This window comes from Pectobacterium peruviense, from assembly GCF_003312355.2.
Classification (GTDB): domain Bacteria; phylum Pseudomonadota; class Gammaproteobacteria; order Enterobacterales; family Enterobacteriaceae; genus Pectobacterium; species Pectobacterium peruviense.
In genome coordinates, this window is the sequence record NZ_CP161826.1 from 1,008,711 (window position 1) to 1,029,222 (window position 20,512).

Annotated in this window: 19 protein-coding genes; 15 read left to right on the top strand and 4 right to left on the bottom strand. The window is 52.5% G+C overall.

The window, feature by feature from the left end; all coding sequences use genetic code 11:
• Positions 1–122: 122 nt before the first annotated feature.
• The 8 genes from cysJ to DUT67_RS04520 all read left to right on the top strand — a co-directional run bounded on the left by cysJ (position 123) and on the right by DUT67_RS04520 (position 9,729).
• Positions 123–1,949: an NADPH-dependent assimilatory sulfite reductase flavoprotein subunit gene (gene cysJ / locus DUT67_RS04485; RefSeq protein ID WP_113632830.1), complete on the top strand. Its 1,827-nt coding sequence runs from the start codon at positions 123–125 to the stop codon at positions 1,947–1,949.
• Positions 1,949–3,682, top strand: a complete 1,734-nt coding sequence (gene cysI, locus DUT67_RS04490) for an assimilatory sulfite reductase (NADPH) hemoprotein subunit (protein WP_113632831.1) — start codon at positions 1,949–1,951, stop codon at positions 3,680–3,682. The genes cysJ and cysI overlap by 1 nt, the downstream gene beginning before the upstream one ends.
• Positions 3,683–3,694: 12 nt before the next feature.
• A complete protein-coding gene (locus tag DUT67_RS04495; protein WP_113632832.1) occupies positions 3,695–4,429 on the top strand; it encodes a phosphoadenylyl-sulfate reductase in 735 nt (244 codons plus the stop codon).
• Positions 4,430–4,857: 428 nt separating this feature from the next.
• Positions 4,858–6,300 carry a siroheme synthase CysG gene (gene cysG / locus DUT67_RS04500; protein WP_113632833.1) on the top strand — a complete coding sequence of 481 codons (1,443 nt, stop codon included), beginning with the start codon at positions 4,858–4,860 and terminating at the stop codon, positions 6,298–6,300.
• 9 nt (positions 6,301–6,309) lie between these two features.
• Entirely contained in the window at positions 6,310–7,218 is a 909-nt protein-coding gene (cysD, locus tag DUT67_RS04505) for a sulfate adenylyltransferase subunit CysD (RefSeq protein ID WP_113632834.1), read from the top strand.
• A gap of 74 nt (positions 7,219–7,292) precedes the next feature.
• Positions 7,293–8,720 (top strand): sulfate adenylyltransferase subunit CysN, encoded by a 1,428-nt coding sequence (cysN, locus tag DUT67_RS04510; RefSeq protein ID WP_113632853.1) that lies wholly within the window; start codon positions 7,293–7,295, stop codon positions 8,718–8,720.
• Positions 8,659–9,339, top strand: coding sequence for an adenylyl-sulfate kinase (cysC, locus tag DUT67_RS04515; protein ID WP_223254643.1), 681 nt, complete (start codon positions 8,659–8,661; stop codon positions 9,337–9,339). The genes cysN and cysC overlap by 62 nt, the downstream gene beginning before the upstream one ends.
• Positions 9,340–9,396: 57 nt before the next feature.
• A complete protein-coding gene (locus tag DUT67_RS04520; protein ID WP_048262121.1) occupies positions 9,397–9,729 on the top strand; it encodes a DUF3561 family protein in 333 nt (110 codons plus the stop codon).
• Between the two features lie 72 nt (positions 9,730–9,801).
• Here the strand turns inward: DUT67_RS04520 and DUT67_RS04525 are convergent, their stop codons facing one another.
• From DUT67_RS04525 to DUT67_RS04535, 3 genes are all read right to left on the bottom strand, one after another.
• Positions 9,802–10,524, bottom strand: coding sequence for an amino acid ABC transporter ATP-binding protein (locus tag DUT67_RS04525; RefSeq protein ID WP_048261982.1), 723 nt, complete (start codon positions 10,522–10,524; stop codon positions 9,802–9,804).
• On the bottom strand, positions 10,511–11,275 hold the full coding sequence (locus DUT67_RS04530; RefSeq protein ID WP_005973498.1) for an amino acid ABC transporter permease: 765 nt from the start codon (positions 11,273–11,275) through the stop codon (positions 10,511–10,513). The genes DUT67_RS04525 and DUT67_RS04530 overlap by 14 nt, the downstream gene beginning before the upstream one ends.
• A 121-nt stretch (positions 11,276–11,396) precedes the next feature.
• Positions 11,397–12,167 carry a basic amino acid ABC transporter substrate-binding protein gene (locus DUT67_RS04535; protein WP_048261980.1) on the bottom strand — a complete coding sequence of 257 codons (771 nt, stop codon included), beginning with the start codon at positions 12,165–12,167 and terminating at the stop codon, positions 11,397–11,399.
• 340 nt (positions 12,168–12,507) lie between these two features.
• Between DUT67_RS04535 and ftsB the strand changes: the two genes are divergently transcribed.
• The 7 genes from ftsB to rpoS all read left to right on the top strand — a co-directional run bounded on the left by ftsB (position 12,508) and on the right by rpoS (position 18,605).
• Positions 12,508–12,843, top strand: a complete 336-nt coding sequence (gene ftsB, locus DUT67_RS04540; protein ID WP_011095039.1) for a cell division protein FtsB — start codon at positions 12,508–12,510, stop codon at positions 12,841–12,843.
• Positions 12,844–12,846: 3 nt separating this feature from the next.
• Entirely contained in the window at positions 12,847–13,560 is a 714-nt protein-coding gene (gene ispD / locus DUT67_RS04545) for a 2-C-methyl-D-erythritol 4-phosphate cytidylyltransferase (protein WP_113632836.1), read from the top strand.
• Positions 13,561–13,624: 64 nt separating this feature from the next.
• Entirely contained in the window at positions 13,625–14,122 is a 498-nt protein-coding gene (gene ispF, locus DUT67_RS04550; RefSeq protein ID WP_010299845.1) for a 2-C-methyl-D-erythritol 2,4-cyclodiphosphate synthase, read from the top strand.
• Positions 14,123–14,238: 116 nt separating this feature from the next.
• Positions 14,239–15,285 (top strand): tRNA pseudouridine(13) synthase TruD, encoded by a 1,047-nt coding sequence (gene truD / locus DUT67_RS04555; RefSeq protein ID WP_113632837.1) that lies wholly within the window; start codon positions 14,239–14,241, stop codon positions 15,283–15,285.
• A 140-nt stretch (positions 15,286–15,425) separates the two neighbouring features.
• The gene (locus DUT67_RS04560; RefSeq protein WP_113632838.1) at positions 15,426–16,052 is read left to right on the top strand and encodes a protein-L-isoaspartate(D-aspartate) O-methyltransferase; all 627 of its coding nucleotides are present in this window, start codon (positions 15,426–15,428) and stop codon (positions 16,050–16,052) included.
• 484 nt (positions 16,053–16,536) lie between these two features.
• On the top strand, positions 16,537–17,559 hold the full coding sequence (gene nlpD, locus DUT67_RS04565; RefSeq protein ID WP_048261972.1) for a murein hydrolase activator NlpD: 1,023 nt from the start codon (positions 16,537–16,539) through the stop codon (positions 17,557–17,559).
• 53 nt (positions 17,560–17,612) lie between these two features.
• Positions 17,613–18,605: an RNA polymerase sigma factor RpoS gene (rpoS, locus tag DUT67_RS04570; protein WP_048261970.1), complete on the top strand. Its 993-nt coding sequence runs from the start codon at positions 17,613–17,615 to the stop codon at positions 18,603–18,605.
• Between the two features lie 105 nt (positions 18,606–18,710).
• Here rpoS and proS read toward each other — a convergent pair whose 3' ends face one another.
• Positions 18,711–20,429 carry a proline--tRNA ligase gene (gene proS / locus DUT67_RS04575; protein WP_113626760.1) on the bottom strand — a complete coding sequence of 573 codons (1,719 nt, stop codon included), beginning with the start codon at positions 20,427–20,429 and terminating at the stop codon, positions 18,711–18,713.
• Between the last annotated feature and the right edge of the window lie 83 nt (positions 20,430–20,512).

Below are 20,512 nucleotides of genomic sequence, written 5' to 3' on the forward strand. Positions count from 1 at the left end.
CATCATTTCTTTAATTGTTAAGATGCAGATCGTTACCCTTATCCTCCATCCATCTTTTTATTGCATGTTTTTGTATTAGCGCCGTTGGCTAACTGCACAGGCACAAGGAAACAGAAATCACAATGACTACTCCGGTTTCCCCCACTTCGTTGCTTCCGCTGAGCGCGGAGCAATTAACGCGTTTACAGGCGGCAACCGGTGATTTTTCATCGACGCAGCTGGCCTGGCTATCCGGCTATTTCTGGGGGCTGGTACAACAGCCTGGAAACGTGCAGCCTGGTGCAACGATCGCCGCGGCCACTGCTTCTGCAGTAACGGTGCCGGTACAAACCATCACGCTGATCTCTGCCTCGCAGACTGGCAACGCGCGTCGGGTCGCGGAACAATTACGTGACGACCTGTTGGCGGCCAAGCTGTCCGTCAATTTGGTCAATGCGGGTGATTACAAGTTCAAGCAAATCGGGCAGGAAAAGCTGCTGCTGATCGTGGCGTCCACACAGGGTGAAGGGGAGCCGCCGGAAGAGGCGGTTGCGCTGCATAAGTTCCTGCTTTCCAAAAAAGCGCCGGAACTGAAAGACACCGCGTTTGCCGTGTTTGGCTTGGGTGATACTTCTTATGAATTCTTTAGCAAGGCGGGTAAGGATTTCGATGGCCGTCTGGCGGAGTTAGGCGCGGAACGCTTGCTGGAACGCGTCGATGCTGATGTGGATTATAAAGCGCTTGCCGAACAATGGCGGCGTCAGTTGGTTGATATTTTGCTGGCGCGAGTGCCGGTTCAGGGCAATGCGGTGGCCCAGCTTGCCGCTCAGGGGGCACTGGATGAAATTACCAGCAGCCCGTACGGCAAATCCTCGCCGCTGCAGGCCACGTTTGCGGTGAATCAGAAAGTAACCGGACGTGGTTCAGAAAAAGACGTGCGCCATATCGAGATCGATCTGGGGGATTCCGGCTTACGTTATCAGCCGGGTGATGCACTGGGTGTCTGGTTTGATAACGATCCTGCTCTGGTGCAGGAGTTGCTGGAACTGCTCTGGCTGAAAGGCGATGAGTCCGTCAGCGTTGACGGCAATACGCTGCCATTGTCGCAAGCGCTGAAAAGTCACTTTGAGCTGACGCAAAATACTGCGCCGATCGTCGAGAAATATGCGGCGTTGTCGCGTAATGAGACGCTGTTGTCGCTGCTGGCCGATAAGCCTGCGCTTCAGCAGTTTGCGCAGCGGACGCCGCTGGTTGATATGGTACGACAAGCGCCAGCAGAACTGACGGCGGAACAGCTGCTTGGCCTGCTGCGTCCGCTGACGCCGCGTCTTTATTCTATCGCTTCCTCGCAGGCGGAAGCCGAAAGCGAAGTGCATATCACCGTTGGCGTGGTGCGCTACGAATATGAAGGCCGCGAGCGTGCAGGCGGTGCTTCCAGCTATCTGGCTGACAGGCTGAGTGAAGACGATGAAATCCGCGTCTTTATCGAGCATAACGATAACTTCCGCCTACCTGCTAATTCGGAAACTCCGGTCATTATGATTGGGCCCGGAACCGGAATTGCGCCATTCCGCGCTTTTATGCAACAGCGTGATGCCGATGGGGCAGAAGGGAAAAACTGGCTATTCTTTGGTAACCCACACTTTACGGAAGATTTTCTGTATCAGGTTGAATGGCAGCGCTATGTGAAAGAAGGGCTGTTGACGCACATCGATCTCGCGTGGTCGCGCGATCAAGCACACAAAATCTATGTACAGGACAAACTGAGGGAGAAAGGTGCGGAAGTGTGGCGCTGGATCCAGGACGGTGCGCACCTGTACGTGTGTGGCGATGCTAACCGTATGGCGAAAGACGTCGAAAAGGCACTGCTGGATGTGATAGTTGAGCATGGCGGCATGGACAGTGAACAAGCCGATGAGTTTTTAAGCGATCTGCGCCTTGAGCGCCGTTATCAGCGAGATGTGTACTAATGAGCGAAAAATACGTTTTCAGTGAAAAACACCCTGGCCCCTTGGTGGTAGAAGGGAAACTCACTGATGCAGAGCGCATGAAGACAGAAAGTAACTTTCTGCGCGGCACAATTGCTGAAGACCTGAACGATGGTCTGACTGGCGGCTTTAAGGGCGATAACTTTCTGCTGATCCGTTTCCACGGCATGTATCAGCAGGATGACCGCGATATTCGCGCCGAGCGTGCCGAGCAGAAGCTGGAACCGCGCCATGCGATGTTGCTGCGCTGCCGTTTGCCCGGTGGCGTGATGACGCCGGAGCAGTGGTTACAGATCGACAAGTTTGCGGGCGAAAACACCATTTATGGCAGCATTCGCATCACCAACCGTCAGACATTCCAGTATCACGGTATTCTCAAATCGAACGTGAAACCGGTACACCAGATGCTGAATAGCATCGGGCTGGATGCGCTGGCGACGGCGAACGACATGAACCGTAACGTGCTGTGTACGTCTAACCCAATAGAGTCCGAACTGCATCAGCAGGCGTATGAGTGGGCGAAGACGATCTCTGAGCATCTGCTGCCGCGCACGCGTGCTTATGCCGAGATCTGGATGGATCAGGAAAAAGTGGCGACGACGGATGAAGAGCCGATTCTGGGTTCAACGTATCTGCCACGTAAGTTCAAAACCACCGTCGTGGTTCCGCCGCAGAATGATGTGGATCTGCATGCGAACGATCTCAATTTTATTGCGATTGCCGATAATGGCCGTCTTGTCGGCTTTAACGTGCTGGTGGGCGGTGGGCTTTCTATTGCGCACGGTGACAAAGAAACCTACCCACGTACTGCCAGTGAGCTGGGCTATATTTCCATTGAGCATACGCTTGCCATCGCGGAAGCGGTAGTGACTACGCAGCGCGATTGGGGCAACCGTACCAACCGTAAAAATGCCAAAACCAAATACACGCTAGAACGTGTGGGTGTAGACAACTTCAAGCAAGAAGTGGAAGCGCGTTCCGGTGTTAAATTTGAAGCAGTGCGTCCGTATGAATTCACTGAACGTGGCGATCGCATCGGCTGGGTAAAAGGCATCGACAATAAATGGCACCTGACGCTGTTTATCGAAAACGGTCGTATTCTGGATTATCCGGGTCGTCCGCTGAAAACCGGTCTGGCGGAAATCGCCAAGATCCATAAAGGGGATTTCCGCTTAACGGCGAATCAGAATTTGATCGTTGCGGGCGTTCCGACGCGTAGCAAAGCGAAGATCGATGCGCTGGCGCGTGAACATGGTCTGATTGATGACAGTGTTAGCGAGCAGCGCAAGAACTCGATGGCCTGCGTGTCGTTCCCGACCTGTCCGTTGGCGATGGCAGAGGCCGAGCGTTTCCTGCCGGAATTTGTCACGAAAGTAGAAGGCATTATGCAGCAGCACGGCGTGGGCGATGAGCACATCGTTCTACGTGTTACGGGCTGCCCGAACGGCTGTGGCCGTGCGATGCTGGCGGAAATCGGTCTGGTGGGCAAAGCGATGGGACGCTATAACGTGCACCTTGGTGGGAATCGCGAGGGAACACGCATTCCTCGTATGTATCGCGAAAACATTAATGAAACCGAGATCCTTGCCGAAATCGACAGACTTGTCGGGCTGTGGGCGCAAGATCGTCAGCAGAATGAAGGCTTCGGCGATTTCGTTATTCGTACCAACATCATTAGACCGGTGCTAGATCCCGCTCGCGATTTTTATGACTAACAGGAGATCCTGATGGCCGAATTTAACCTCGAGGCGCTCAACGCGTTACCGAAAGAGGAACAGGTGGCTGCGCTGTCTGCGGTGAATGGTCAGCTTGAACAGCTGTCTGCGCAGGAAAGAGTGAGCTGGGCGCTGGAGAATCTGCCGGGCGACTTTGTTTTGTCGTCCAGTTTCGGCATTCAGGCTGCGATATCGCTGCATCTGGTGACGCAACAGCGGCCAGATATTCCGGTCATCCTTACGGATACCGGCTATCTGTTTCCTGAAACCTATCAGTTTATTGATGCACTGACGAAACAGCTGAATCTGAATCTGCACGTGTATCGCGCCGCAGAGTCTCCAGCATGGCAAGAGGCGCGCTACGGTAAGCTGTGGGAGCAGGGTGTGGAAGGTATTGAGCGCTACAACCTGCTGAATAAAGTTGAGCCGATGAACCGGGCGCTGAGCGAGTTAAACGTGGGAACCTGGTTTGCTGGCCTGCGCCGTGAGCAGTCTGGCAGTCGGGGCGAATTGCCCGTGTTGGCGATTCAGCGCGGCGTCTTTAAATTCCTGCCGATTATCGATTGGGATAACCGGACGGTGTATCAATATCTGAAAGAAAACGGCCTGAGCTACCATCCGCTGTGGGATCAGGGCTATTTGTCCGTCGGCGATACGCATACCACCCGCAAATGGGAACCGGGCATGAGCGAAGAAGAAACCCGCTTCTTCGGCTTAAAGCGCGAGTGCGGGTTGCACGAAGGGTAAAAGAGAAAACCATAATACACAAAGTGTGTTGAGCGATGATAATGGGTAGATCGTAAAGACGCTGCAAGTACCTCCCTGTAAGCTCGAGCCGCGCGGATATGAATCTCATCCATGAGATTCACCCTTTCAGGGCCGTCGCAAGCGACGTTCAAAAGCGTTCCTGACGCTTTTGTCCTTGGCGCGGACGCTTTACTCTTCTATCCCATTATCACCGTTCTCGTCCCGTAAATAGGCTTGCCATCACTCTGAATTAGGGAGTTGTCTTGCCTTTTATCACCGTCATTTTTACCGCAGTCATCGCCCCAATCGCATTTGTAAACGTGGTGTTATTCCATTACGGAACTTGTCATTCCAATTCGGCATTTCATAAGTGTTCTGTCCACACCGTATAGTCGCATTATCTACTTTTTTGCTTAGTTAAGGCGATTGTGAACTATCTCCCTATATTTGCCGATCTTCGTCAGCGCCCGGTACTGGTTGTTGGCGGTGGGGAAGTTGCTACGCGCAAAATCGATCTGCTGCAACGCGCGGGTGCGGAGGTGAAAATTGTCGCGTTAGCGCTGGCGGAACCGTTGGCTGCACAGCATCAGGCCGGGCAGGTTGAATGGCTGGCGAAATCTTTTACGCCGGAACTGTTATCTGGAGTTTTTCTGGTGATTGCCGCAACGGATGACGCCGAGCTGAATGCGGCGGTGTTTGAGGCGGCGAATCAGCGCCATTTGCTAGTCAACGTGGTGGACGATCAGCCGAAGTGCACGTTTATTTTCCCCTCGATTGTGGATCGCTCTCCGCTGGTAGTGGCGGTTTCCTCAGGGGGACAGGCACCGGTACTGGCGCGGTTGCTGCGTGAAAAACTGGAATCATTACTGCCTGCCAGCTTGGGGACGATGGCGGAAATCGCCGGAAGCTGGCGCGACAGGATTAAAACCCGATTGCATTCGATGCCCGCACGCCGTCGCTTTTGGGAGCGGCTGTTTGTCGGGCGCTTTGCGTCGCTGGTTTCTGCCGGACAGTTGGAGCAGGCCGAAGACGAACTACAACAGCAGTTGGTTCATCAGCAAGACGAGCAGCAACTGCCCGCCTCAGCACGAGGTGAAGTGGCTCTGGTTGGTGCGGGTCCCGGTGATGCTGGGTTGCTTACGCTGCGTGGATTGCAAGTGATGCAGCAGGCGGATGTGGTGCTGTATGACCATCTGGTCAGCGCCGACGTGCTGGATTTGGTGCGCCGTGATGCGGAGCGCATTTGCGTTGGGAAACGCGCCAGCACGCACTCGCTGCCGCAGGATGAAATTAATCAGCTACTGGTGAAGCTGGCGCAGGAAGGCAAGCGGGTCGTGCGTCTGAAAGGCGGCGATCCCTTCATCTTTGGCCGCGGCGGCGAAGAACTGCAAGCGGTAGCGCAGGCAGGAATCACATTTCAGGTGGTGCCCGGCGTGACGGCCGCAGCGGGCGTCACGGCGTATGCGGGGATTCCGTTGACGCACCGTGACTATGCACAGAGCGTGATTTTTATTACCGGACACTGTCGCCCCGATGGCGATGCGCTGGACTGGTCAACGCTGGCGCGTGGGCGTCAGACGCTGGCGATTTATATGGGAACGATGAAGGCTGCGGAGATTTCACAGCAGCTTATCGCACATGGCCGATCATCGCAGACGCCTGTCGCGGTGATCAGTCGCGGTACTCGACACGATCAGCTGGTACAAATTGGTACGCTGCAAGAGTTAGAACATTTGGCACGGCAAGCGCCGACACCGGCGCTGCTGGTGATTGGCGAGGTGGTGGATTTGCATCATCAGATTGCCTGGTTTGGTCAGACAACGCCGACGGTGCCGCAAGACAGCCGCCCAGCGGTAGTAAACTTGGCTTAAGGAAAGGGTATGGACGAGAAACGACTCACGCATTTACGGCAGCTTGAAGCCGAAAGCATTCACATCATCCGCGAAGTGGCGGCCGAGTTCGGTAATCCGGTGATGATGTATTCCATCGGTAAAGACTCTTCGGTGATGCTGCATCTGGCGCGCAAGGCGTTCTATCCAGGATCGCTGCCTTTCCCGCTGCTGCATGTTGATACCGGCTGGAAATTTCGTGAAATGTACGAATTCCGCGACCGTACGGCGAAAGCCTACGGCTGTGAACTGCTGGTGCATCGTAACCCGCAGGGTGAAGCGTTGGGGATTAATCCCTTCGTGCACGGCAGCGCCAAGCATACCGACATCATGAAAACCGAAGGGCTGAAGCAAGCGCTAGATAAATACGGTTTTGATGCTGCGTTTGGCGGAGCGCGTCGTGATGAAGAGAAATCGCGTGCCAAAGAGCGAATTTACTCCTTCCGTGACCGTTTCCATCGTTGGGATCCAAAGAATCAACGCCCGGAACTGTGGCACAACTACAACGGTCAGATTAACAAAGGCGAGAGCATTCGCGTTTTCCCGCTCTCCAACTGGACCGAACTGGACATCTGGCAATATATCTACCTGGAAAACATCGATATTGTCCCGCTGTATCTGGCCGCCCCGCGTCCGGTTGTGGAGCGTGATGGCATGCTGCTGATGGTGGATGACGATCGCATCGATCTGCAACCGGGCGAAGTGATCGAACAACGTATGGTGCGCTTCCGTACGCTAGGCTGTTGGCCGCTGACTGGTGCGGTGGCATCGCATGCGCAGACGCTACCGGAAATCATCGAAGAGATGCTGGTTTCCACGACCAGTGAGCGTCAGGGAAGGGTAATTGACCGCGATCAGGCCGGTTCAATGGAGCTGAAAAAGCGTCAAGGGTATTTCTGAGGAATCGTCGAATGAGCCAAATTTCTTTAAAAGACACAGCGGCAGAGAATGCGGCTGAGAAAGATGCCGTCGTCATCAACGATGCGATTGCACGACAGATCGCCGAGCAAGGCGGTGTAGAAGCGTATTTACACGCACAGCAGGATAAAACGCTGCTGCGCTTCCTGACCTGTGGCAGCGTCGACGACGGAAAAAGTACACTGATTGGTCGTTTGCTACACGATACGCGCCAGATTTATGAAGATCAGCTCAGTACGCTGCACAATGACAGCAAGCGCATCGGGACGCAGGGCGAAAAACTGGATCTGGCGCTGCTGGTCGATGGGCTTCAGGCCGAACGTGAGCAGGGCATCACGATTGACGTCGCTTACCGCTACTTTTCGACGGAAAAGCGCAAATTTATCATCGCCGATACGCCGGGACACGAGCAATACACCCGCAACATGGCAACCGGTGCATCGACCTGCGAGCTGGCGATCCTGCTGATTGATGCGCGCAAAGGCGTATTGGATCAAACCCGTCGTCACAGCTTTATCGCGACCCTGCTGGGTATTCGCGATCTGGTGGTGGCGGTGAACAAAATGGATTTAGTGGATTATCAGCAAACGGTATTTGAACAGTTTAAGCAGGATTATCTGGATTTTGCCCAGCAACTGCCTGCTGACCTGAATATTACCTTTGTGCCGATTTCCGCATTGGATGGCGATAATGTCGCGACGCCAAGCACGACGATGGGCTGGTATACCGGACCAACGTTGCTGGATGTGCTGGAAACGGTCAATGTGGCGCAGCGCACGCTGGAACAACCGATGCGCTTCCCTGTGCAATACGTCAACCGTCCAAATCTGGATTTCCGTGGCTACGCGGGTACGCTGGCCTCTGGCATTATCCGCGTCGGACAGCGGGTTAAAGTGCTGCCGTCCGGCGTCGAATCTACCATCAGCCGTATTGTGACCTTTGACGGTGATTTACTGCAGGCGCAGGCGGGTGAAGCGATTACGCTGGTGCTGGCGGACGAGGTTGATATCAGTCGCGGCGATCTGCTGGTCGACAGCGGTGAATCGCTGAAAGCGGTTCAACATGCGCTGGTGGATGTCGTCTGGATGGCGGAGCAGCCACTGGTGCCGGGACAAAGCTACGACATCAAGATTGGCGGTAAGAAAACGCGCGCTCGGGTCGAGAATATTCAGTATCAGGTTGAGATCAATACGCTGACGCAGCGCGTAGCGGAAAACCTACCGCTGAATGGCATCGGTTCGATTGAGCTGGTGTTTGATGAGCCGCTGGTGCTAGACAATTACCAGCATAATGCGGTGACGGGCGGGATGATCTTTATCGATCGTCTGAGCAACGTTACGGTCGGTGCGGGTCTGGTGCGGGAACCTATCGAACAGGTGTATCAAGAGCCCGGCGCATATGGCGCGTTTGAGCTAGAGCTGAATGCACTGGTACGTCGCCACTTCCCGCATTGGGGTGCGCGCGATCTGCTGGGGGGCAAATAACGTGTCTTTACGCCACTCGCCAACTGACGATAACGTCGTCTGGCATGCGCACAATGTTACCCGTGAGTCTCGCGAGAAACTGCATGGTCATCAGGGCGTAGTTATCTGGTTTACCGGGCTGTCTGGGTCCGGTAAATCCACTCTGGCGGGGGCGCTGGAGCAAGCGCTGCACCAGCGTGGTGTTAGCACCTACCTGCTGGATGGCGACAATGTCCGGCACGGGCTGTGCCGGGACTTGGGCTTCACCGACGGCGATCGGCGCGAGAACATCCGCCGCGTGGGTGAAGTCGCTAAACTGATGGTCGATGCGGGTCTGGTGGTTCTGACGGCGTTTATCTCGCCGCATCGCGCCGAGCGTAAAATGGTGCAGGATTTACTGGGCGAAGGGCAGTTCATCGAGGTCTTCGTGGATACGCCGTTAGCCACCTGTGAAGCGCGCGACCCTAAAGGGTTGTACAAGAAAGCCCGTGCGGGGGAACTGCGTAATTTCACGGGAATCGACTCGGTGTATGAAGCGCCGGAAGCACCGGATAGTCATCTGGATGGCGAACAATTCGTAACAAATTTGACCGACCAATTGTTAGATCTGCTTGGCAAGCGAGCTATTATCAAGCTCTGATGTCCCCGCTTTTTTCACCGCGCTGTTGGGTGATGCAGGGGAAGAATGGGAAAGATTATGCAAAATGCCACGCAGTTAACGATTAGCAAGACTCGGCCAGCGCAAGAAGAGGATGACGGCGTTTCCTACCTGTTTATGGGGGCGGTAACGGGGTTCTCCTTTTATTGGTTGGCCTTTAGCATCCCCTTTCTGGTATACGGCTCTAATACCACGTTTTTCTTCATGCTTTACACCTGGCCGTTCTTTCTGGCGCTGATGCCGTTTTCGGTGCTGGTTGGTGTCGGGTTTAGCTTTCTGCTGAGAGGCTATCTTTTTTATACGCTTTTTGCGACGGGATTGACGGTGGTCTGTCTGTTCTGGCTGGTCTTTTCTTTTCTGACCGGGTGGTAAAAGAAAGGTGGTAAGGGAGAAGGCTGCCAGCGTGGACGCTGACAGCCTGTTATTTTACAGCATTCAACGTATTTACAAGATCTTGCTCAAGAAAGCCTGCGTGCGCGGGTTACTCGGATGAGAGAAGATCGCCTCTGGCGTTCCCTGTTCCTGAATAATTCCCTGATCGATAAAGATCACTCTATCAGCCACTTCTCTGGCAAATGCCATTTCATGGGTCACGATGACCATCGTCATGCCTTCGTTCGCCAGCGTTTTCATGACGGCCAGTACTTCGCCAACCAGTTCTGGATCTAGCGCAGATGTGGGTTCATCAAACAGCATGATCGCCGGTTCCATCGCTAACGCGCGGGCAATGGCAACACGCTGCTGCTGACCACCGGACAGGCTGTTCGGCCAGGCATCGATTTTATCCAGCAACCCGACCTTACTGAGCAACGCTTTAGCGCGTTCAACGGCCTGTGCACGGGGTAATTTCTTCACCCCCATCGGTGCCATAATCACATTTTCCAACACCGTCATGTGTGGGAACAGATTAAAGCGCTGAAATACCATACCGACACTTTCACGCATACGATTGATATCGGTTTTCTGATCGTGAATGGCAAAACCGTTGACCGTAATCTCGCCCGCCGACAGCGTCTCCAGTGCATTGATGCAGCGCAGAAAGGTACTTTTTCCTGAGCCAGATGGACCAATCAGACAGAGTACTTCCTGAGGCGCGATATCACAGGAAATACCACGCAGAACATGGGTATCGCCAAACTGTTTTTGCAGGTTATTAACGTGAATCACTTTTGCCAAACCTCATTTCCATGTGCCGCACCAGCAGCGAGAGCAGGAAAGTAATAACCCAATAGACGATAGAGATCGCCAGGTAGGGTTCCCAGTAGGTGGCGTAAGCCCCTGATACCGTGCGCGCGGCATAGGCGAGATCCGCCAAACCGATTGCCGAAGCCAGCGAGGAATCTTTCACAATGGCGATGGCGTTATTACCCAGCGGCGGCAGCATACGGCGAAAAGCCTGTGGTAGGATCACTTTCCGCATGGTGCGACCATAGCTCATGCCGAGAGAGCGTGAAGCCTCCATCTGGCCGCGATCGATAGATTGAATACCAGCGCGGAATATCTCGGAGACATAGGCTCCCGCATTCAGCGTAATCGCCACGACGCAAGAGAGGAACGCGCCGTAATCTGAGCGTAACGTACGGGCAAAATCGACCGACATAATATTGCTGGTCACCAGCAGCCCGTCGCGCGGGTTGATGAACAGCGGCACCAGAGCGAAGTGCACCACCATGATTTGCACAAACAGCGGTGTACCCCGGAAGGCGCTGATATAGATCCGCACCGGCCATTGAACGCCGTAGTGCAATATATATTTCCACGGCCCGTGCGGCGCCTGTGCTAAGCGGCCTAATCCGAGCGTTAATCCCCAGCAGGTGCCAAGAATGACACAAATAATGGTGCATTTGATGGTCATCCAGGTGCCTTCCATAAATAGCGGGGCATACTCCTGAATGATCTCCCAACGAAATCCCGTCAAGATCGTTTCCTTTTTTGAATAGGCTAACGTAATGATTATTCTAAAATAAACCGGACAGGCTAGCTGTCCGGTTGGTGCGATGCCTTACATGAGGCGATTGAGGCCAGAAGACGTGCTGGCATTACTCTGCGGGTAAGGTCGGCACGTTGTTATCAAACCAGGTTTGATAAATCTTGGCATAGGTACCGTCAGCAACGATTTTTTTCAGTCCGGCGTTAATCTTCTCGCGCAGTTTATCGTTGCCTTTCGCGACGGCGATCCCGAAATACTGACGTTCGAATTTGGCATCAGAAACCAGGTTGAACTGTTTTTCAGGGTGCGTCTTAATGTAAAACTTCACCACGCCCACATCGCCAACCGCGGCACCCACACCATCTTCATACAGCTCTTGTAACATTAACGGGGTGTTATCAAAGCGCTTAATCGATGTACTGTTTTTGCCTAATACGTCGGAAACCACGATATCGGCTGTACTGGAGTTCACAACACCCACTTTGTGATCTTTCAGCGCAGCGATTGAGTCGATCGTCGACCCTTTAGGAACAACGATGGACTGTTCGGCAGGGAAGTAAGGCGTGGAGAAATCAACCATTTGCTTACGTTTGTCGGTAATCGTGATACCCGAGATAATAATGTCGCGGTCACCGGAGTTCAGGGTCGCGAAGATGCCTTCCCATGGTGTATTGATCAGCTTGATATTAAAATTTTCCGCCTTGGCGATCGCTTTAATAATATCAATATCAAAGCCTTCCAACTGTTTCTGTGCATTTTCAAACTCAAACGGACGATAGGTCCCGCCAGAGCCGACAACGTAAGTGGGTTCAGCGGCGAAAGCGCTAGTGGATAGCGCGGTTGCGAAGATTGCACCTACGAATAACAGTTTTTTGAACATGGTTTTCTCCTGGTTTAAATGTAAAATTTTCTTTTTTTATGCACTTTGTATGCATAAAAATACACAGATAGCATTAATGGTTCAACTGACGTTTTTCCTATGGCGGTTTTACCCGGCGGGCTCTAGCACGCTTACGTCCTCTTGGAACGGCGGAAGTTGTAGAAAGCAAAAGGGATGAATAGATGACACGAGCGCTGCTTGGGAGTGCGTTTGGCGTGATTTTCTGCCCGAAATATCCTCATTTGGGCACGCGTTAGGGTGAATATTGCCTCCCACTGCCGGACACAGTGGAGTCGAAACAAAAGTTATGGGATGATTAGGCGGTTTTTCAGGGGGCGGGATGGGAAAGCTTACGCTGTTATTATTGATATTGCTTGGCTGGCTTCAGTACTCACTGTGGCTGGGCAAGAATGGCATTCATGATTATGTTCGGGTGAAGGATGATGTTGTTGTCCAGCAGGGAAACAATGCCAAATTAAAAGACCGTAATGAACAACTGTTTGCCGAAATTGACGACCTCAATGGCGGACAGGAAGCGATTGAAGAGCGCGCACGCAATGAACTGGGCATGATTAAACCCGGTGAAAGTTTCTATCGTTTGGTGCCAGAATCTAACCATCGCAACGCGAATACGCCTTCATCTACTAATACTTCATCCAACAATACACAACGTTGACGCATGCAGATATCGAGCCTTTCCCCGCCTGAAATTGTTGCCGTTTTACCCGCCGCGGGTAACGGCAGCCGGATGCAAAACGATCGTCCTAAGCAGTATCTGATGATCGGCAATGATGCTACCGGCCATAAAACCATTCTTGAACATACCCTCGATGCGCTGTTACGCCATTCACAAATACAGCGTGTCGTCGTCGTTATCAGCCCAGATGACGCATTCTTTCATACTCTGGCGATTGCCAACGATCCCCGTATTTGTGCTGTAACGGGTGGGCTACAGCGTGCGGATTCCGTGCTAGCTGGGCTCGCTGCCGTTGATGATAACGCGTGGGCGCTGGTGCATGATGCGGCGCGCCCGTGCCTGCATCAGGACGATCTGACGCGCTTGCTGGCGATTGTCGAGCAGAGTGATGTCGGTGGAATTTTGGCCGCGCCGGTTCGTGATACTATGAAGCGCAGCACAAACGGGTTTATCGATCGCACAGTAGAGCGTAACGATTTGTGGCATGCGCTGACGCCGCAGCTTTTTCCAGCGGCACTGCTGAAACAGTGTCTGCAACGTGCACTTCAGGATGGCGTTGCCGTCACAGATGAAGCCTCCGCACTGGAATATTGTGGCTATCGTCCGCAAATTATCAGCGGACGTTCGGATAATATAAAAGTCACGCGTCCAGAGGATTTGGCATTAGCTGAATTCTATTTAACCAGTTTGCAGTAACCTCATTTTATTCGCTAAATTTGCTCGCTAAATTTATTTGCTAAATACATAAGGAGAACGCGCGATGCGTATCGGTCACGGTTTTGATGTCCATAAGTTCGGTGGAGAAGGTCCACTGGTGATTGGTGGCGTGCGAATTCCTTATACTCAAGGTCTGCTGGCGCATTCCGATGGGGATGTGGTGCTGCATGCGGTGACCGATGCTCTGTTGGGGGCCGCTGCGTTGGGTGATATTGGCAAGCTGTTCCCTGATACCGATCCGGCCTTTAAAGGTGCGGACAGCCGTGGCCTGTTGCGTGAAGCCTGGCGCCGTATCAATGACAAAGGCTATCAGCTAGGTAATCTGGACGTCACGATTATTGCTCAGGCGCCGAAAATGGCACCGCATATCCCGCAAATGCGTGTGAATCTGGCGGAGGATTTGCAGTGCCATATGGACGACGTCAATGTGAAAGCGACCACGACAGAACAGTTGGGCTTTACCGGTCGTGGCGAAGGCATTGCCTGCGAAGCGGTTGCCCTGCTTGTAAAAAAAGAAACGGGCGAAATTGTCGCGTGGTAAGCCGCTTTTTATAAGTAATGTCTTATCAACAATACCTTATCAATAATAGAAATTAACAGTATAAGAAACAATGTCATGACCGTGTGTCATCGGGTCATGTACCTTGTAGGATAACGATGGAAAATAGCGAACAACTCGTCTGGCTGCACGGTGAACCACAGGCTACCGGCTCATTGAAATCCACTGCGGAAGACTTTCTGGTGGTGGAAGATCTGGGGTTTCAACCAGATGGTGATGGTGAACAGGTCTTGGTTCGCGTACGTAAACGCGGCTGCAATACGCAATTTGTGGCCGAGATGCTGGCGAAATTTGCTCGTCTACCGCTACGTGCCGTCAGCTATGCGGGTCTGAAAGATCGCCATGCTGTCACCGAACAGTGGTTTTGCCTGCATATGCCGGGAAAAGAGACGCCAGATTTTTCTTTGCTGGAACTGGAAGGCTGTGACGTGCTTGAGGTTATCCGCCACCGTCGCAAACTGCGGATCGGTACACTGCGGGGTAACCATTTTGCTCTGGTACTGCGTCAGGTGAGTGATCGGAACGAGGTTGACGCCCGTTTAGCGCAGATCGCTGCGAGCGGCGTTCCTAATTATTTTGGTAGCCAGCGTTTCGGACGAAACGGAAATAATCTTGAGCAGGCGCGTCTTTGGGCCAATAACGATATTCGGGTAAAAGAACGCAGTAAGCGTAGCTTTTATCTTTCTGCTAGCCGTAGTGCGATGTTTAATCAGGTGGCCAGCGCACGACTGGCGGGACCGCAAGCGAAAACCGTTTTGTGTGGTGATGCATTGCAGCTAACGGGGCGCGGCAGTTGGTTTGTGGCTAAAGCGGATGAACTGGAAACCTTGCAGGTGCGCCTTGATGCTGGTGAACTTCAGATTACTGCGCCGCTGCCTGGAGACGGTGAACTGGGCACGCAGGATGATGCACTGGCATTTGAAGAACAGGCATTGACCGGGCAAGAAACGCTATGGTCTTTGGTCAAGCGTGAGCGGGTTGAACCTGCCCGGCGTGCTGTGCTGCTGTATCCGCAGCAGATGCAATGGGAATGGCAAGATGACGTGACCGTAGCCGTGAAATTCTGGCTACCTGCTGGCAGTTTTGCGACCAGCGTGGTGCGTGAAGTGTTGCATTCTCAACAGGATACCGATATCGGTGCCTGATGTGCGGCAACGCTTTTTTGCCGAAAATAGTTGAAGAGAATCAAGGTCGGTAATCGTGCAATTGCGGCGGCTGGCTTACCCCTGTGCGGGAATATTGCTGTATTGGCGATGAGGTTAACCAGAGCTGAGGTCGGCGGGGAATGGTAAACAAACGTATAGAAACGTTGTTGGCGCAGTTGCGCCAACAGGGCATTGAGGACGAACGTCTGCTGATGGCGATAGAAGCCGTACCCAGAGAACGTTTTGTTGACGAAGCTTTCGAACATAAAGCGTATGAAAATACCGCTCTGCCTATCGGTTCCGGCCAGACTATTTCGCAGCCTTATATGGTCGCGAAGATGACGGAGCTGCTTAACCTGACGCCCGTATCCCGTGTGCTGGAAATTGGCACCGGTTCAGGTTATCAAACGGCGATTTTAGCGCATTTGGTTCAGCATGTTTGTTCGGTTGAGCGCATCAAAGGGCTGCAATGGCAGGCTAAACGTCGCTTAAAGCAGCTTGATTTGCACAACGTATCTACTCGCCATGGCGATGGGTGGCAGGGCTGGGCGTCACGCGGACCGTTTGATGCCATTATCGTTACCGCGGCACCGCCGGAAATTCCTCGAGCGCTGCTGGAACAGCTTGATGAAGGTGGTGTGATGGTGTTGCCCGTCGGGGAACAGTCGCAAATATTGCAGGTTGTTCAGCGCCATGCTGGTGAATTTATTATTAAAACGGTTGAAGCAGTTCGGTTTGTTCCGCTGGTCAAAGGGGAATTAGCCTGATACCGTTGGCGACGATATGCATGTGTTGTTAAGTCTTTAAAATTTCAATACAACTGTTTTATGGTGCGAACTTGTTGATATTGTTAGCATCTAACCATCGTGGTGCCTCTCCCGTTTTGCTTATGCGCCAGCGATGGTGAAGTAGCGATCTTTCTCGTTCCAACTAACGAATAAAACGCCGGATATCGTTTACGCTACAATCATTTACGCTACGGTCAGTTAGGCTACGATTAGTGAAGCGGCAGCGGATGCGAGGCACACATGTCCGAATTGAGTTCTGGGTACGACTGTTTTTTGAATGTTATATACCCTAAATAATTCGAGTTGCAGGCAGGCGGTAACCGCAGGAGTCCCCAGGAGTTTACATGAGTATGTGATTGGGATGACTAAGGAAAGCCAACGTACATGCGGCTTGAAGTATGATGGGTATAGTTATTTTTTTGAACGCTATAGGTATAGGGGAGTAAGGCGCATGGGAAGCCGAATGATGAATTTGCGTCACATTGCTGCGTGTACGGTGATTGTCTTAGGGTTGGCTGGATGCACCAATAATAATTCAAAATCCGCACCGATCAGCAGCGTTGACGGAAATACGGGCAGCCGAGGGGGAATGTTATCTGCGCCACCATCACGCATTTCAACGGCGGGTGAAAGTGTGGCAGCAACGTCCGAAGGCCGAATTGTTTACAATCGCAGCTACGGTAATATTCCGAAAGGCAGTTACAGCGGCGGCAATGACTATACCGTTAAACGGGGAGATACCCTGTTTTATATCGCCTGGATTACTGGCAATGATTACCGGGATCTGGCGCAGCGCAATAATATCCCTGAGCCGTATAGCCTGAATGTCGGGCAATCACTGAGCTTAGGTAGTGGCTCTGGCAACAACGCTTCTGGCGGCGGCATGATGAGCGGTGGTGGAATGTTGGCAACAACGGATGCCACCCGAGGTGGAGTCCCGACGCCGCCATCAAGTGCTCAAATACAATCTACATCGGTTGATTCTCAGTCAACTAATGCGTATTCTGGTAATCAGGGTAAACAGAATGTAGGTAAGATGTTACCTACGGCAGGGGCAACAACAACCGCTCCTGTTTCCGCTCCAGCGGCTGTTGCCAGCAGCAATACGGCTGCTGTCGGCAGTTGGCGTTGGCCTACCGATGGGAAAGTCATAGATAGTTTCTCCGCTTCTGAGGGGGGAAATAAAGGGATTGATATCGCCGGCTCACGTGGGCAACCGATCACCGCAACCGCCAGTGGGCGCGTGGTGTATGCGGGTAATGCGCTACGTGGTTACGGAAATCTGATAATCATCAAACATAATGATGACTACCTCAGTGCTTATGCCCATAACGATACGATGCTAGTCCGTGAGCAGCAAGACGTCACGGCAGGACAAAAAATCGCTACGATGGGCAGTACGGGCACAAGCTCAGTTCGCTTGCACTTTGAAATTCGTTACAAGGGGAAATCCGTAAACCCGCTGCGTTTTCTGCCGCAGCGATAAATCGGGCAGAGTATTTCGGTATTCTGCCAAGGGATCACGGGTAGGAGCCACTTATGAGCCAAAGTACGCTGAAAGTTAACGAGTTACATGAAGATACCGATTTCGAAGAAAATGGACTTGACGTTTTTGACGATAAAGCGCTGGCAGAGGAAGATACCAATGATAATGACTCGGCGGAAGACGAGCTATTATCACAAGGGGTCCCACAGCGTGTCCTAGACGCAACACAGCTCTATTTGGGAGAGATCGGCTATTCGCCGCTTTTAACCGCAGAAGAAGAAGTCTATTTTGCCCGACGCGCGTTGCGTGGCGATATCCCATCGCGCCGCCGGATGATCGAGAGTAACCTGCGGCTGGTGGTGAAAATCGCCCGCCGTTACAACAATCGCGGTCTGGCGCTGCTAGACCTGATTGAAGAGGGGAACCTCGGCCTGATCCGTGCGGTTGAAAAATTCGATCCTGAAAGAGGATTCCGTTTTTCAACCTACGCTACCTGGTGGATTCGACAGACGATAGAGCGGGCGATCATGAATCAAACCCGCACCATCCGTTTGCCTATTCACATTGTCAAAGAACTCAACGTTTACTTGCGCACCGCGCGCGAGTTGTCTCATAAACTGGACCACGAGCCGAGTGCGGAAGAAATTGCCGAACAGCTTGATAAGCCAGTTGATGACGTCAACCGCATGCTGCGCCTGAATGAGCGTATTACTTCCGTCGATACCCCGCTGGGTGGTGATTCGGAAAAAGCGCTGCTGGATATTCTGGCAGACGAAAAAGACAACGGACCTGAAGACACCACGCAGGATAACGATATGAAACAGAATATCGTTAAATGGCTGTTTGAGCTTAACGCCAAACAGCGTGAGGTGTTGGCGCGTCGTTTCGGCCTGTTAGGGTATGAAGCGGCTACGCTGGAAGATGTGGGTCGTGAAATCGGCTTAACGCGTGAACGTGTTCGTCAGATTCAGGTTGAAGGCTTACGCCGCCTGCGTGAAATTTTGCAGGTTCAGGGTTTAAGCATTGAAGAACTGTTTCGTGAATAATTCGTGACGGGTTACTGATATCTTGAAATAAAAAATGGTGGGGAAACCCACCATTTTTTTATGCTCGCGTTTGCCTTTTCGTATGAAAAAGCGGTTTGACGGCGATTAGCGTACGATATTCGCCAGCAGGAAATCGATGATTTCGCTGGTTTTAATCATCTGCTTTTCACCGACGCGGCGATTCTTGTATTCAATCTCTTCGCTATCCAGATTGCGATCGCCAATAACGATGGTGTGCGGTACGCCAATCAATTCCATATCGGCGAACATCACGCCCGGGCGCTCTTTACGATCATCGAGCAGCACTTCAATGCCTTTAGCGCGAAGTTGCTGGTAGATATCCTCGGCCACTTCTTTCACGCGGAAAGATTTGTGCATATTCATTGGCAGAATGGCAACGTGGAAAGGCGCAATCGCGTCTGGCCAGATGATGCCGCGTTCGTCATGGTTTTGCTCAATCGCTGCCGCGACAACGCGCGTCACACCAATACCGTAACAGCCCATCGTCAGCGTCTGGTTGCGTCCGTCTTCACCTTGAACGGTCGCTTTCAGTGCTTCAGAATACTTGCTGCCCAGTTGGAAAATATGACCCACTTCGATACCGCGTTTAATTTGCAGTGTGCCTTTACCGTCTGGACTGATGTCGCCTTCAATTACATTACGGATATCCGCAACCTGTGGCAGTGCGACGTCACGCTCCCAGTTGATGCCAAAATAGTGTTTGCCATCAATATTCGCGCCAGCGCTGAAGTCGCTCATAGCCGCAACGGTGCGGTCAACAACGACAGGAATCGACAACTTGACTGGGCCGAGTGAACCAGGACCTGCGCCGATGATTTCGCGGATCTCGTCTTCCGTTGCGAAAGTCAGTGGGCTAGCTACCTGAGCAATTTTCTCTGCTTTGATTTCGTTCAGTTCATGATCGCCACGAACCAGCAACGCAACCAGTTTATGGCCGCTTTCTTCCGTTGCTTTAACCAGCAGCGTTTTCACCGTTTTTTCTACTGGCAGCGTAAACTGCTCAACCAGGTCGGCGATGGTCTTGGCGTTTGGCGTATCAATCAAACGCATCTCTTCCTTCGCTTCCGCACGGCCTAACTTCGGCGCGACAGCTTCTGCCAGTTCAATATTTGCTGCGTAGTCGGATTCCGTTGAGAAAACGATATCGTCTTCACCGCTACTCGCCAGTACCTGGAACTCGTGGGACGCATTACCACCGATAGAACCGGTATCTGCCTGAACGGCTCTGAAATCCAGATCCATGCGGCTGAAAATCTTGCTGTAAGCAGCGTACATGGCGTCGTAGGTAACCTGCAGCGATTCCTGTGAAGTGTGGAAAGAATAGGCGTCTTTCATCAGGAATTCACGTGAGCGCATTACGCCAAAACGTGGGCGAACTTCATCGCGGAATTTGGTTTGAATCTGGAAGAAATTCAGCGGCAGCTGCTTATAAGAGCTGACTTCATTACGAATCAGGTCAGTAATGACTTCTTCGTGTGTTGGGCCGAGTACGAATGGGCGTTCACCACGATCGACAAAGCGCAGTAGTTCAGGGCCATACTGATCCCAACGGCCACTTTCCACCCATAAATCGGCAGGCTGAACAACCGGCATGGATACTTCAATAGCGCCCGCGTTGTTCATCTCTTCGCGTACGATATTTTCAACTTTTCTCAAAACACGTAAACCGGTCGGCAACCAGGTGTAAAGGCCGGAGGCCAGTTTACGAATCATTCCTGCTCGGAGCATCAACTGATGGCTGATGACTTCGGCATCGGCTGGTGTCTCCTTGAGAGTGGAGAGCATGTATTGGCTAGTACGCATGGGGTTTTAGTTCCGTTAGAACGAGAAATAGCATAGGGCTGCCGCGCAGCCGAAGGCACATAAAAAGTGGCTTAGTTTACCAG